This is a genomic window from Pseudomonas sp. H2_D02, assembly GCF_054677635.1.
The window spans coordinates 5,048,480-5,062,242 of record NZ_CP162816.1 but is presented as its reverse complement, the minus strand read 5'-3'; the positions used below and the strand labels follow the sequence as shown (position 1 = coordinate 5,062,242).

Below are 13,763 nucleotides of genomic sequence, written 5' to 3'. Positions count from 1 at the left end.
CGTTCCTCGGCAGGGCGTGGGAAACGGTGGTATCCCAACGGTCCCCTTAAGAGGCTAAGGGTTTACGGAGGGGTGGGTATGGCGAATGTCTTACACGCGTTGGTTGCTATCTCTTCTATTCCACTTTGGATCCGACGCGTATTCTGACCCCATCCACTGAAGCACAGGGAGTGCTCAGGATCAGGGATGATCGGCCTTGCAAGGAAAGCTATCGACAGGGAGTCGTAATGGTCTTGGAAAAACCCGCTTCGGCGGGTTTTTTTTCGTCTGTTGAAAAGTTGTCGAAAACGCTACATGGCGAAAAACTTACACGCCATTGCTGCTTTATCGTCTTTGCCCTCGTTCGCGACGGGACTAATCTATGTACAACCGTTGAGTACAGGGAGTGCTCGGGGTCACGGATGATGGGACCAGGCATGGAGTGCCGGACAGGAGTCTAATAGGTCCTCAAAAACCCGCCTAGGCGGGTTTTTTTTCGTCTGCAGCAAAGTAGGTCTCTCATGCCAGACGTCGGGCCAGTACTCGATCCGAACCATCAGCAGCCAGTGCGCGGCCACCGGCGGTACGCTCCGTACCGTCTGCTGCTACGGACTGCTGTTGATCAAGCGCTTGGGTAAAGAAGCGGTCCTGTTGCTGGCTTGGCAGGGCAACTGCCGTGGTGCTCAATACGAAGGCAACAATGGCGAGCGACGAATTGAAAGTTTTCATAGCATGACTCCGGTATCAATGGGGTGAGTGCCGGGTCGTTCAGATATCGAGATCTGCTGAACCCGTTGCAGCTGGACGGTTGTCTTGCTGCATGGGTTCAGAATAGGAATGAGGAGGGGGACGTCGTTAGTCGGAAACTGCCTTGCGTTTGCCTGATCCTGTTTGCATGTCGCATCAGGCGCTGCTGGCCTGTAATGCCATGGCTCGCAGACGAGCGATGTCTTTGCTGGGCGAGGCGCCAAATAAACGGCTGTACTCTCGGCTGAACTGGGAAGGGCTTTCATAGCCCATCTTGTAGCCGATTGACGAAACGTCGCTGTTCTCGGCCAACAATAACCGTCGGGCTTCCTGCAGGCGCAGTTGTTTCTGGTATTGAAGCGGGCTCATGGCGGTCACGGCCTTGAAGCGATGATGCAGGGCCGAAGGGCTGAGATTGATCATTTGCGCCAGGCTCTCAATGCTCAACGGTTCGGCGTAGTGGCTGTTGAGCCACTCGATGGCCCGGCTGATGCGGTGGGTCTGGGTGTCAGGAATCGCGATTTCATGCAGGCGCCGGCCTTGGGTACCGCGCAACAGTCGGTAGAAAATCTCCTGCTGGGCCAACGGCGCAAGGGTGGCGATGTCTTCCGGGCTGTCGAGCAACCGCAGCAAGCGCAGCATTGCGTCGAGCAAGGGTTCATCAATGCGATCCAGGAACAATCCACGATTGGCCCTTTCGGTCGGTACGCCGATGGGGCTGGCATCAGCGATCAATCTACAGATCTGGGCCGGATCAATGTCCAGGCGAATGCACAGGTACGGTTGCTCGGGACTGGCCTCGATCACTTGGCCGGCCAGAGGCAGCGTCACCGAGACTACCAAATAATTGAGCGGGTCATAGACATAGCGTTCATCCGCCAGCGTGACTTCTTTGCGCCCTTGGACAATGACGCAGAGCCCCGGCTTGTGTACGACATGCAGGGCTTCGGTGGGTTGGTCGCTGCGGATAAGGTGCAGCGCCTCGATGGCCGTGGCGTGAGCGCCATATTCCGGGGCGAAGCGCTTCATCAGGCTCGCCAGTTCGGCGCGACGCAGGTCTACGCGGTTATCGGGCGTGATGGTGATGGACGTGGATACCGACATGCCGATCAATCTCCCTGGCCAATTCAATGGATCGCGCTAGTAAAGCTGATTGCAGCCGCGACGGCCAGAGGCGTTATCGTTACAGGATCGTGCAAATGCGCAGGAGAATCCGGCTAACCGAAGCGCAGAGCGAATCCCTAATCTGGACCTGTCGAAACGCTCCACCCAGGAGCCAACACATCCAGACGAGGGATTCATCATGTCCGATATTCAGAACAAAGTCGTGGTCATCACTGGCGCTAGCAGCGGGATAGGTGAGGCGGCAGCACGCTTGCTGGCGGCCCGGGGGGCTTGCGTCGTATTGGGTGCCCGACGCGTGGACCGTTTGCAGACGCTCGTGCAAGAAATTGAGGCCGCTGGCCAGCGAGCCGCTTGCAAAGCCGTGGACGTGACCCGTCGCGATGACGTCCAGAACCTGATCGATTTCGCCGTCGAAAAATTCGGCCGACTCGATGTGATCATCAATAACGCCGGCGTCATGCCCCTCTCCAAGCTCGAGGCCCTCAAAGTCGATGAGTGGGACCGGATGATCGACGTCAACATCCGCGGCGTCCTCCATGGTATTGCCGCAGGCCTGCCACTGATGCAGCGCCAACGCAGCGGCCAGTTCATCAATATTGCCTCCATCGGTGCCTACGCGGTCAGCCCAACGGCCGCGGTTTACTGCGCCACGAAATTTGCCGTGCGGGCCATTTCCGAAGGCCTGCGCCAGGAGGTGGGTGGAGACGTTCGCGTAACGGTAATTTCCCCGGGCGTCACCGAATCGGAACTGGCCGAGAGTATTTCCGACGAAGGCGGACGCGCCGAGATGCGCGAGTTCCGCAGGATCGCCATCCCCGCTGAGGCCATTGCCCGGGCCATTGCCTACGCCATCGAACAGCCGGCGGACGTGGACGTCAGTGAGCTGGTGGTACGGCCAACGGCCAGCCCGTACTGAGGCGTACCGGTTCGACATCCGTTTCAGCCAGGCAGAACATCCGCTTGCCTGGCTGAAATTTACCGCTACGCCTTTTCCAACCGCGCCGCAGCCCGCTGAGTGATCTGCGAACGCACCCGGAGCGACTCCGCCGAGCGCCGGTTGGCCTCTTCCAGCACTTTAGCTGGCGCAGTGTCCGGACTCCCTGAGACAAACGGCGGGGCGGGGGCGTACTCAAGCTGCAATTGCACGAGCTCGGCGGTGTCCCGGTCGAACAGTTCTGCCGCCAGGGTCAGGGCAAAGTCGATGCCCGCCGTGATGCCACCGCCCGTGAACAGATTGCCATCGCGTACCACGCGGTCCTTGATGGGGGTCGCGCCCAACGGTTGCAGCAGGCTGTGGAAAGCCCAATGGGTGGTGGCGCGCTTGCCGCGCAACAAACCCGCCGCGCCGAGTACCAGCGAACCGGTGCACACCGAGGTGATGTACTTGGCGTGGGCTGCCTGGCGCTTAATGAAAGCCAGGGTCTGCTCGTCTTCCATCAGCGGACCGACGCCGCTGCCGCCGGGGACGCAGATCACGTCGAGCGTCGGGCAATCTTCGAACGTAGTGGTCGGCAGCAAGACCAGCCCGGTGCTGGCGGTAACGGGTGCCAGGTCTTTCCAGATCAGGTGGACTTTCACGTCGGGCAGGGAGGCCAGCACGTCATAAGGGCCGGTGAGATCCAGTTGCTGCACCTGGGGGAATAACAGAAAACCAATCTGTAATGTCATGTCGCTTTCTCCTGTGGATGGTCCCCGAGGGGTGGACGGTTTCACTGTAGGCTCGTAGGATCTGGCGTATTCGCCAATCAGCCCACGAATCACGCCAATATGCCAAATACGCCGAAATCCATTCATGTGCTGGCCTTTGCCAACGTTCAGGTGCTGGACGTCACAGGGCCCTTGCAGGTGTTCGCGTCGGCCAACGATCTGGCCCGTGCGCAAGGCTTGCCGATGCCGTATGCGCCGACCGTCGTCGCTGCCGGTGGCGGGGCGGTGATGTCTTCGGCAGGGTTGGCGCTGATGGCCGATCCGCTCCCCGACGAAGACAGCGACACGTTGTTGATCGCCGGTGGTTGGGGCGTATACGAAGCCGCCGAGGATCCGGCCCTGGTGGCCTGGGTCAAACACCAAGGAGTGCGCTCGCGAAGGGTCGCGTCAGTGTGTACCGGCGCGTTCCTGTTGGCGGCAAGTGGTTGGCTGGACGGGCGCCGGGTGGCGACTCACTGGACCCGCTGCGAACAACTGGCCAAGCAACACCCGCAATTGCAAGTCGAACCCAATCCAATTTTCATCAAGGACGGCTCGGTCTGGACGTCGGCCGGGGTCACGGCCGGGATCGACCTCGCACTGGCGTTGGTCGAAGAGGACCTTGGTCGGGCGATGGCCCTGGAGGTTGCGCGGCACTTGGTGGTGTTTCTCAAGCGTCCTGGTGGGCAATCGCAGTTCAGCGCTACCTTGGCGCTACAAAAACAGGGCGGTCGCTTTGATAAATTACATGCTTGGATCGCCGAGCACCTGACGCGGGACCTGGGCTTGTCGAGCCTGGCTGCCGAGGCGGGCATGAGTGAACGCAGTTTTGTCCGTCATTACCGCGCCGAGACCGGCCAGACCCCGGCCCGCGCCGTGGAACTGATCCGCGTCGAGACCGCCCGCCGCCTGCTTGCCGACAGCGCGGTGCCGGTCAAGCGCGTCGCCCTGCAATGTGGCTTCGGTAGCGAAGAAACCCTGCGCCGCAGCTTTTTGCGAGCCGTGGGCGTGACGCCCCAGGCCTATCGGGAGCGATTCAACGCTCAAGCAGATCCAGTAACGCCTTGACCGTAGCCTCGGGGGCTTCCTGAGGAATGTTATGGCCGACGCCGGCTAGCACGCGGCGTTCGTAGTGGCCGGTAAAATGCCCGGCATCTTCGTCGTGTTCGGACGGCGGTCCCACACCATCATCGGCCCCGCGCAGGGAAATGCTCGGCACGCTGATGGCCGGTTGCGCCGCCAGTTGCTCCTCCATCCACTCAAGCGTCGGATCTCCCGGCGCGTACATGAAGCGATGCCGGTAGGAATGAATCACCACGTCGACAAAGTCCGGGTTCTCGAATGACGGGGCGGTGAGCGGATACAGCTCGGCGCCGCGTTTCCAGGTTGGCGACCAGAGGCGCCAGAGCAATTGGCACAGTTCACGCCGATTCTGCGTCAGGCCTTCGACGCCCCGGGCGGTGTGAAAGTAATACTGGTACCACAGGCGATGTTCATCTTCGGGACCCAGCGGTTGGGTCGAGCCAGGAATGTCCTGCACGATATAGCCGTCGCCCGCGACCAGGCAGCGCACGCGTTCGGGCCACAGGGCGGCGACGATGCAGGCGGCGCGGCCTCCCCAGTCATAGCCGCACAGCGCCGCTTGGGGAATGTCGACCGCGTGCATCAGGTCCAGCAGGTCCTGGGCCAACGCCGCCTGTTGCCCGGAGCGGGCGATGGCTGGGTTGTTGAACCGGGTTGGGCCGTAGCCGCGCAAGTACGGCACGATGACTCGATAGCCGCGTTGGGCCAGGACCGGGGCAACTTCATCGAAGGTACGCGGATCATAGGGGAAGCCGTGCAGCAGGATGATCGGGTCGCCGCTGGCAGGGCCGTGTTCTTCGTAGGCGATGCGCAGCAGTGGCGTCACCGCGAAATTGACCTTGGGCGCAGATGTCATGTCGGTCTCCGGCTTCAATCGGTTGGGGTCAGGCGGGCTCCTGGTTCAGGTATTTGGCCCGGTCCGGTGTGAACGTCACGACCATGTTCGTGCTGGAGCAGGTCAGGGTGCGCTCCTGGGTCAGGTCGATGTCGAGGTCTTCGCCGCGCAGGCCCTGCCATTGGGCCAGGTACTTGAGACAACCGAACTTGGCGGTTTTCTTCAGGCTGCGGCTGACTCCGCCTTTCCAACCCAGCACCGGCAGTTCACCGGCCAAACAGCGTTGCGCCAGTTCGGGGAACCTCGCCGCCCGGTCGCGACCGATTTCCCAGCATTTGATAAGGCCCTTGTCCTGTTCGTCCCAGAGTTCTTCGCGGGTCAGCCCTGATCGGGGCTCGGTGGTGATTGAGCGTTTGATATGGGTCATGTCGGGTCCTTGAATCGGGTTTTAGGGCAGCTCCGCTGCACCCTTGCGTGCATCGATCTTAGGAGAGGGATGCGGGGCTGGCAACCTGGCACAGGCATAAGGATGAAATGTGGACGGTCGCCACAAAAGGAACATTTCCACTACTAGTCCGAGCGCAGCTCACGGCTGCCAATGATTTTTCTCTCCACTCAACTTGCGATCCAGGAAGGTCGCCGCGCTGATCAGCGCCAAATGGCTCAACGCCTGGGGAAGATTGCCGAGGTGATAACCGTGGCTGTCGAATTCCTCGGCATACAATCCCAGCGGATTGGCGTAGCGCAGCAACTGCTCGAATTCCAGTTGGGCTTTTTCCACGCGGCCAGCGCGGGCCAGGCATTCGACGTACCAGAACGAGCAAGCGACGAATGAACCTTCGGTGCCAATGAGGCCGTCGATAGGGTCGTCGTCGGTGCGGTAGCGATAGACCATACCGTCGCGCACCAGGTCCTTTTCGATGGCGTCCAGCGTCGACAACCAGCGCGGGTCGCGGGCACTGACGAAGCGCACCAGCGGCATCAACAGCATCGAGCCGTCGAGGGCGGTGCTGCCCAGGCGCTGGACGAAATGCTGATGCTCGTCGTTCCAGAAGTTCGTCCAGATGTCTTCGTAGATGGCCTGGCGCGTCTCATCCCAGCGGGCGAACGGGGCGGGCAGGGAGCGTTTGCTTGCCAGGCGAATGGCGCGGTCCACGGCGACCCAGCACATCAGCCGCGAATGCAAAAAATGCTGCTCCTCGCCGCGCATTTCCCAGATGCCGACATCCTTGTCCTGCCAGATCGTGCACACCTGGTCCACCACATCGACCGTGTGTTTCCAGCCCTGATGGGAAATGGCTTCGCCGTATTTGTTGACCAGGTACACCGCGTCCATCAACTCACCGAAGATGTCCAACTGCACTTGCTCGTACGCCAGGTTGCCGATGCGCACCGGCCGCGCGTTGCCGTAGCCGCTCAGGTGTGTCAGTTCGGTTTCGGGCAGCTCAAGCCGACCGTCCAGGCCGTAGAGGATGTTGAGTTTGGTCGGTTGATCGCGGCAGTCGCTGACCCGGCCACGCAGCCAGCGCATGTAGGCGTTGGCTTCATCGACAAAGCCCAGGCGCATGAATGCGTAGACGGTGAACGAGGCGTCGCGGATCCAGGTGTAGCGGTAATCCCAATTGCGCTCGCCACCGCGTGTTTCCGGCAGGCCGAAGGTGGCGGCGGCGAGGATGGCGCCTTGTTTACGTGACGTCAGCAGTTTCAGCGCCAGCGCGGAGCGGTTGACCATTTCTCGCCAGCGACCGCGGTAGTTGGATTGGCTGATCCAGCCGCGCCAGAACGCCAGGGTTCGCTCCAGGCACAGCGTGCTGGTGTTATCCACCAGGCGCGTGTCGTCGATGCCTCCGAGAAGAAACTCCGCCGTCTGGCCTTGCGCCAGGGTGAACTCGGCCACCGCCGCCTGGCCGTCCAGCGTCATGGGCTGGTCGGCGCACAGGCGCAGGCTCGGTTGTTGCGCGGCCTCGAAGATGACGTGGTCGCCGTCCTGGTGCGCCGTGGTCGCGGCACGGGAATAGTCATGGCGCACCGCGCAACGCATGCGAAATGTCGCACTGCCGACCGTCATGCGCACCCGCCGCATCAGCACGGGCAGGTCATCCTCGCTGTCGCCGATGGGCAGCAGGTCGGTAATCTCCACCACAACGCCGTCGCTTAGCCAGCGGGTCTGCAGGACGTTGGTGTCGGGTAGGTAGATTTGCTGGCGACGGGCATCCGGCAAGTCCGGCGCGAGTTGAAAGATACCGGCCTCGGCGGTGTCCAGCAGCGAACAGAAGATCGACGGGCTGTCGAATTCCGGCCAGCAGAAAAAATCTACGCTGCCACGATCGTTGACCAGCGCGGCAGTGCGCATGTCGCCAATGATCCCGTGGTTCTCGATGGGGCTTTGCGGTTCGTCATGATCAGCCATTGCCGCGGAACCCCGGATAGAGGCTCATTCCGCCATCGATGAACAGCGTGGTGCCCACGACATAATCGGACAAATCCGACGCCAGCCAGACCACCGCGTTGGCGACATCTTCCACATCGCCGACCCGACCGTAGGGGATGAGCTCCAGGATTTTCTGCTCATTGTCGCCCTCCATGGCCTCCCGGTTGATCGCCGTGCGGATGGCGCCGGGGGCGATGCTATTGATGCGGATGCGCTGGTGACTGGTTTCCTGGGCCAGGGTCTGCATGAGCTGGTCGATGCCGCCCTTGGATGCTGCGTAGTTGACGTGGCCGGCCCAGGGAATGCGCTGGTGCACCGAACTCATATGGATGATCTTGCCAGCGGCGCGGGACACGCCTTGGCGAATGCCCTGGCGGTTGAAGATTCGCAGGGCGGCGCGGGCGCAGAGGAACTGGCCGGTGAGATTGACGCCGATGACGGTGTTCCAGTCGTCCAGGCTCATGTCGACGGCGGCAGCGTCTTTTTGCAGGCCGGAGTTGGCGACGAGAATGTCCAGCGTACCGAAGGCGTCGAGGGCCTGGGCGAACAAGCGTTCAACGTCCTGCTCCTTCGACACGTCGGCGCCGATGGCGATGGCGCGGCCGCCACTGTCGTTGATCTCGCGGGCCAGCTCTTCGGCCGGGCCGGCGCTGGAATGGTAGTTGAGGACCACGGCGGCACCGGCCGCCGCCAGCGCCTTTGCCGAGCCAGCGCCAATGCCGGAGCTGGCGCCGGTCACCAAGGCTACTTGTCGGGCGAGGGAAATCTGCATGGGTAGCACCTTGAACTGAGGGCCTTACTTGCTGACTGGCGCCACGTGCCGAGAGTTCATTTGCGGGAAACAGTCTTCACATTTCACCCACAGTTTTGCGCTTTCCCCGGCCCGGTCGTTTATGGCAAGTTGCAGGCCCTTGTTGAGGCCGCGTCCCATGGCAAACCCCTATCGTGAATTGTTCACAGCCCCCGGCAGCCGCGGCTTCGTGCTGGCGGGGATGGTCGCGCGCATGCCCATATCAATGACCGGCATCGGCCTGATCACCATGCTTGCGCAACTCAAGGGCGGCTATGGATTGGCCGGCGCGGTGGCGGCAACGTTTGCCCTGGCGACCGCGTTCTGCGCGCCCCAGGTGTCGCGGCTGGTGGACCGTTTCGGCCAGGGGCGGGTGTTGCCGGTGTCAGCGTTGCTGGGCGGCGGGGCGTTGTTGATGCTGTTGTTGTGCACGCGATTGCAGGCGCCCCATTGGACGCTGTTCCTGTTCGCCGCGCTGGCCGGTTGCATGCCGAGTATGTCGGCGATGGTGCGGGCGCGCTGGACCGAGGTGTATCGCGGCCAGCCGCAATTGCGCACCGCTTATGCGCTGGAGTCGGTGCTGGACGAGGTCTGCTTCATCGTCGGGCCGCCGTTGTCGGTGGGTTTGTGCGTGGTGGCGTTTCCCGAGGCGGGGCCGCTGGCCTCGGTGTTGCTGCTGGCGATCGGCGTCACGGCGTTTGTCCTGCAGCGTGGCACCGAGCCGCCGGTGCATCCGCACCAGGCGCATCATCAGGGCTCGATCATTGGTTCAGTCGATGTGCTTTTGCTGCTGTCGTTGATGGTCGCCATGGGGGTCATCGTCGGGGTGGTGGACGTGGTCAGCGTCGCGTTCGCCCAGCAGCAGGGGCAGCCCGCGGCGGCGAGCATCGTGCTGTCGGTCTATGCGATCGGTTCGTGCCTGGCCGGGCTGGCGTTCGGCGCGCTGCGCTCGAAACTGCCATTGCCGCGGCTGTTCCTGTATGGCGGCGTAGCGACGGCAGTCACCACGCTGCCGTTGCTGTTGGCGAGCAATATCCTCGGCTTGTCCCTGGCCGTGTTCGTCGCCGGGTTGTTCTTCGCGCCGACGCTGATCGTCGCCATGGCCCTGGTGGAGCGTATCGTGCCGCCGGCCCGGCTGACCGAAGGCCTGACCTGGCTGGTGACCGGCCTGAGCATCGGCGTGGCGATCGGCGCGGCCGGTTCGGGGTGGCTGGTGGATACGTTTGGCGCACGCAGTGGGTTCTGGCTGGCGATTGCGGCCGGGGCGGTGGTGCTTGGGTCGGCGGTGCAGAGTTATCGCCAGCAAAGGTGAGCGCAAAGCGCTGTGGCGAGGGGATTTAGCGAAACGTCGCACCGCCCCGCTGGACTGCGCAGCAGTCCCAACCCTTCTACTTGATATACATCAAGCTAAACGCGTTGTCCTTTTGAGGGGCTGCTACGCAGCCCAACGGGGATAAATCCCCTCGCCACAAGGTCGGCTCCGCTAGTGTTGTCACCAACCCCGCCCCGAATTCACCCAGAAATTCACCGACAGCGAGGTGGACACCGACTCCACCTGGTGAAACCAACCCTCCGGCAAAAACAGCAGGTCCCCGGCCTCCAGCGTCACCCGCATGAACGTCACGTTCCGGGCGCTGGGGAAACGCTCGTAGTCCGGCGCGTCCGGGTTGAAATCACAGCCGTCCAATCCGCCTTGGGGCGCGGTCGACCAGGTGCCCAGTGCCTCGCGGTGATGGGGCGCGGCGAGGGTGAAGGTTTTCTGGCCCCAGACCTGGGCGAACAGGTTGTCGGTGTCGTCGCGGTGCAGCGGCGTGAGGGTGCCCTTGGGGCCGATCCAGATGCGCGGCGGAATGAACAGCGACGGATCGAAATAGGGCGGATATTTGATCAGCTCCATCAACTGCGCCGGCAAGATATTGTTGCCCATGTAGGCCGGTGGTTCGCCGTCGGCGCGCTTGGGCGCCGGGCTGTCGAGGGAGGCGATGAAGTCCGCCATGGAGGTGGAGCGAAAGTCCCGCTCGGTGGAAAAGGTCTTCTTCACATAATCGCCATGGCGGGTGATGCCTTGCAGCTCGGCGAAATGCACCAGGGTTTGTTCCCGGCTGAGCTTGAACAAGGGCCAGTCCTGCAGCGCATCGCTGATGATCACCGGGATGCCATGGGGCAGATAGCGCGCCTGGAAGTCTTGCACCGATAACTCGCTGCGCGGCTGACGCTCGATGGTGCGTTGGATTGGCAGGCTGGCGGTGAGGGTTTCGCTGAAGCGCGATGGGGTCGGGTAGCGCTTGTTCATGTCGACCTTTTCCACCGGCCGATTGCCGTGGCGCGCATGGTCGATGATCTGCGGCAATAACGTCGCCAGGCCCATGTTGCCGCCGATCTTCAGGCGACCGCTGGCGAACAGTTCCTCGACGTTGGCCAGGCCGGCCATGATCCCGAGAAAGTCCTTTTCCGCCACTTCGATGGTCACGTCGGGGCTGGCGTGGCGGCCAGCCTGGGTATGGCTGCTGGCCTTGACCTCGGACCAGAACGCCTGGTGCGGGCCGAACACGAATTGGAAGACGCCTTCGATGCCAACGGCGCCGGCATTGGCGAACAGCTTGCCCAGGATGGTTTGCAGGTCCACGGCGATCACTCTTGCGGGTTTTGGTCTTAGCAGGTAACGAGGGCCTGGATCAGAAATTTAGCCCTCGCCACCCGACCATCGCCTAAGTAAATGACTCTCTGGCCATCCGTCGGGAAAGGCCCCGTACCTGTAAAGTTTGACAGTAGCCAGTAATTCAGGAACGGGATTGAATAACACTTCAATACACAGAGGACGTTCAACCATGACTACTTCAAAATCAACCGGAATAAATAAACTCGATCACTATACTGATTTTTCAGGTCGAAACACCAACGGTTGGGTGTTAGTGCAAAACGCATCCATCAAAGAGGGGCAAAAGGGTAACTATTACTGTGAACTGGTCGCGGTTGGTAAATTTCCCAGATTGGCTCATACAGGAATTTCTTTCGTCTTAGGTAAAAGTTATGAGATGAGCGTTCTGGCTCGAGGAACCTCTGAAACTTATGGGCGTGCGTATCTGGCTATGACTGTCTATGGCGCTGCAGAAGAAGGGAACGAAAACTTTAAAGTAACACCTCATTGGGAGACCTATAAGTTCACGTTTACTATGACGAGTGAGGACGCGGGTGCTGGAGAAATCTGGATCCGTCAAGCACTTGTTGATTTTGGTGATCCAATTGTTGATGTTGATAATATTCATATTCGAGAGCTTTAGCAGTTCTACGTGTTTGTAATTTTTTAACTTGTTTGAGATTAGAGCTGGGAATGGTTTCGCACTATTCTCAGTTCTTTTTCCTTTTGTTGCGACCGGTTCGGCCTGGTGTTTTGTCCTCATTCCCGACCATCGCCCTAGCGCGTCGCGACGATGAACAACCTTGGAAACGGCAGCAGGACCGAGCCATCGTCCAGGGCTGGATAAGCCTGTTCGATGGCCTTGTGGTACTGCGTCAGATAGTCCTCGCGTTGCGCTTCGTCCAGGGGTTCGAGGAACGGACGCAGGCCGCTGCCCTTGAACCATTCCACGATCCCCGTGGCACCACCGGCCAGCGGATGGTGGTAGGTGGTGCGCCACACATCGACGCGAGTGCAATGGGGTTTGAGGATCTTGAAATAGGTGGCGGCATCCTCCACCTCGGTCCGAGAATCGGCCGCGCCGGCCAGTTGGCTGGCCCAGGGGCCGCTGGCAGCGATGTCTCGCATCAAGCGATGGGACGGCTGGTGCAGGGTGTCGGGCATCTGGATCGCCAGGCTGCCACCTGGCGTGAGCTTGTCCACCAGCGATGGCAGCAGAGTGGCGTGGTCCGGCAGCCATTGCAGCACGGCGTTGGCGAAGATCACGTCGAAGGGACCGTTTTCGTTCCATCGGCCGATGTCTGCCGTGTCGAATGACACGTTGGGCAAGCGCTTGCGGGCGGCTTCGACCATGTCGGCGGAACTGTCCAGGCCACGCACCGTTGCGCCGGGAAAATGGTCCACCAACAATTCGGTGGAGTTGCCGGGGCCGCAGCCCAGGTCGATCACCTGGCGCGCCTGTATTTGCGGGATCGCTGCCAGCAGATCGCGGGAAGGGCGGGTGCGTTCCTGTTCGAAAGCAACATATTGTTGGGCGGACCAGCTCATTGTGTTCTCCTTGGGCAGACCAAAGCCATGGGGCGGGCATTATAAGCCGCATCCGGACGTGGGGCCGGTGACTAATTTTCCACGGCCCGGCCTCGTTATTCTTTTTATACAAACGATCGGAGAAAACCGCAGTGACCCAACTGACCCTGCTCTGCCTGCCGTATTCAGGCGCCAGTGCGATGGTTTACAGCCGCTGGCGGCGCAAGGTGCCACAGTGGCTGACGGTGCAACCGGTGGAATTGCCAGGGCGCGGGGCGCGTTTTGCCGAGCCGCTGCACACCGACATGGGGCCGTTGGCGAGGCAACTGGCACGAGAGCTGTTCCCGACGCTCCGGGCTCCTTACGCTCTGTTCGGTCACAGCCTGGGGGCGTTGCTGGCCTGCGAAATCGCCCATGCCTTGCGTGAACTGGGTTGCCCGGAACCGGTGGCGCTGTTTGCCTCGGGTACGGCGGCGCCGACGATGCGCGCCGATTACGATCGCGGCTTCGCCGAGCCGAAAACCGATGCGGAACTGATCGACCAGTTGCGCACCCTCAATGGCACCAGCGAAGAAGTGTTGGCCAACGAAGAATTGATGGCCCTGACCTTGCCCGTGCTGCGGGCGGATTTCCTGCTCTGCGGGCGCTACCAACCCAAGCTTCGATCACCGCTGAACTGCCCCGTGCATGTGCTCGGCGGCGCGGCCGACAAGGCCACCACGGAACAACTGATTGGCTGGAGCCGGGAAACCTGCGGCAGTTTCTCCGTGGACATGCTCGCGGGTGGGCATTTCTTCATCCATGAGCACGAAGCCCGGGTGCTGCGACTGATCAAGGATCAGTTGAGCGTGCATCATCGCCGGCATGGCCTGGCGATCAGCGCTTGAGCTGATTTCCAGGCTTGCCGCAAGACAATCCCTTG

Annotated in this window: 14 protein-coding genes; 5 read left to right on the top strand and 9 right to left on the bottom strand. The window is 61.4% G+C overall.

Going from position 1 to position 13,763, the window contains the following annotated elements; genetic code table 11:
- Positions 1–498: 498 nt before the first annotated feature.
- A complete protein-coding gene (locus AB4N42_RS23035) occupies positions 499–708 on the bottom strand; it encodes a hypothetical protein (protein ID WP_431145769.1) in 210 nt (69 codons plus the stop codon).
- A 174-nt stretch (positions 709–882) separates the two neighbouring features.
- Positions 883–1,830, bottom strand: coding sequence for an AraC family transcriptional regulator (locus AB4N42_RS23030; protein ID WP_460115423.1), 948 nt, complete (start codon positions 1,828–1,830; stop codon positions 883–885).
- Positions 1,831–2,029: 199 nt separating this feature from the next.
- Between AB4N42_RS23030 and AB4N42_RS23025 the strand changes: the two genes are divergently transcribed.
- Entirely contained in the window at positions 2,030–2,767 is a 738-nt protein-coding gene (locus AB4N42_RS23025) for an SDR family oxidoreductase (protein ID WP_198797605.1), read from the top strand.
- A 65-nt stretch (positions 2,768–2,832) separates the two neighbouring features.
- Here AB4N42_RS23025 and inhA read toward each other — a convergent pair whose 3' ends face one another.
- A complete protein-coding gene (inhA, locus tag AB4N42_RS23020) occupies positions 2,833–3,519 on the bottom strand; it encodes an isonitrile hydratase (protein ID WP_030140857.1) in 687 nt (228 codons plus the stop codon).
- A 99-nt stretch (positions 3,520–3,618) separates the two neighbouring features.
- On the opposite strand from inhA, the gene AB4N42_RS23015 reads away from it, so the two are divergent.
- Entirely contained in the window at positions 3,619–4,605 is a 987-nt protein-coding gene (locus tag AB4N42_RS23015; RefSeq protein ID WP_030140858.1) for a GlxA family transcriptional regulator, read from the top strand.
- Here the strand turns inward: AB4N42_RS23015 and AB4N42_RS23010 are convergent.
- From AB4N42_RS23010 to AB4N42_RS22995, 4 genes are all read right to left on the bottom strand, one after another.
- The gene (locus tag AB4N42_RS23010) at positions 4,574–5,476 is read right to left on the bottom strand and encodes an alpha/beta fold hydrolase (RefSeq protein ID WP_407684364.1); all 903 of its coding nucleotides are present in this window, start codon (positions 5,474–5,476) and stop codon (positions 4,574–4,576) included. The genes AB4N42_RS23015 and AB4N42_RS23010 overlap by 32 nt on opposite strands.
- A gap of 28 nt (positions 5,477–5,504) precedes the next feature.
- A complete protein-coding gene (locus AB4N42_RS23005; RefSeq protein WP_030140860.1) occupies positions 5,505–5,882 on the bottom strand; it encodes a hypothetical protein in 378 nt (125 codons plus the stop codon).
- A 159-nt stretch (positions 5,883–6,041) separates the two neighbouring features.
- A complete protein-coding gene (locus AB4N42_RS23000) occupies positions 6,042–7,865 on the bottom strand; it encodes a glycoside hydrolase family 15 protein (protein ID WP_258650141.1) in 1,824 nt (607 codons plus the stop codon).
- The gene (locus tag AB4N42_RS22995) at positions 7,858–8,658 is read right to left on the bottom strand and encodes an SDR family oxidoreductase (protein ID WP_198797601.1); all 801 of its coding nucleotides are present in this window, start codon (positions 8,656–8,658) and stop codon (positions 7,858–7,860) included. The genes AB4N42_RS23000 and AB4N42_RS22995 overlap by 8 nt, the downstream gene beginning before the upstream one ends.
- 157 nt (positions 8,659–8,815) lie before the next feature.
- Here AB4N42_RS22995 and AB4N42_RS22990 point away from each other — a divergent pair, with 157 nt between their 5' ends.
- On the top strand, positions 8,816–9,988 hold the full coding sequence (locus AB4N42_RS22990) for an MFS transporter (protein ID WP_030140863.1): 1,173 nt from the start codon (positions 8,816–8,818) through the stop codon (positions 9,986–9,988).
- Between the two features lie 180 nt (positions 9,989–10,168).
- Here the strand turns inward: AB4N42_RS22990 and AB4N42_RS22985 are convergent, their stop codons facing one another.
- Positions 10,169–11,302, bottom strand: a complete 1,134-nt coding sequence (locus tag AB4N42_RS22985) for a cupin-like domain-containing protein (RefSeq protein WP_460115422.1) — start codon at positions 11,300–11,302, stop codon at positions 10,169–10,171.
- A 202-nt stretch (positions 11,303–11,504) separates the two neighbouring features.
- Here AB4N42_RS22985 and AB4N42_RS22980 point away from each other — a divergent pair, with 202 nt between their 5' ends.
- Positions 11,505–11,957, top strand: a complete 453-nt coding sequence (locus AB4N42_RS22980) for a carbohydrate binding domain-containing protein (protein WP_217861531.1) — start codon at positions 11,505–11,507, stop codon at positions 11,955–11,957.
- Positions 11,958–12,091: 134 nt separating this feature from the next.
- Here AB4N42_RS22980 and tam read toward each other — a convergent pair whose 3' ends face one another.
- A complete protein-coding gene (tam, locus tag AB4N42_RS22975) occupies positions 12,092–12,862 on the bottom strand; it encodes a trans-aconitate 2-methyltransferase (protein ID WP_460115421.1) in 771 nt (256 codons plus the stop codon).
- A 131-nt stretch (positions 12,863–12,993) separates the two neighbouring features.
- On the opposite strand from tam, the gene AB4N42_RS22970 reads away from it, so the two are divergent.
- Positions 12,994–13,728 carry a thioesterase II family protein gene (locus tag AB4N42_RS22970; protein WP_217861532.1) on the top strand — a complete coding sequence of 245 codons (735 nt, stop codon included), beginning with the start codon at positions 12,994–12,996 and terminating at the stop codon, positions 13,726–13,728.
- Positions 13,729–13,763 lie beyond the last annotated feature (35 nt).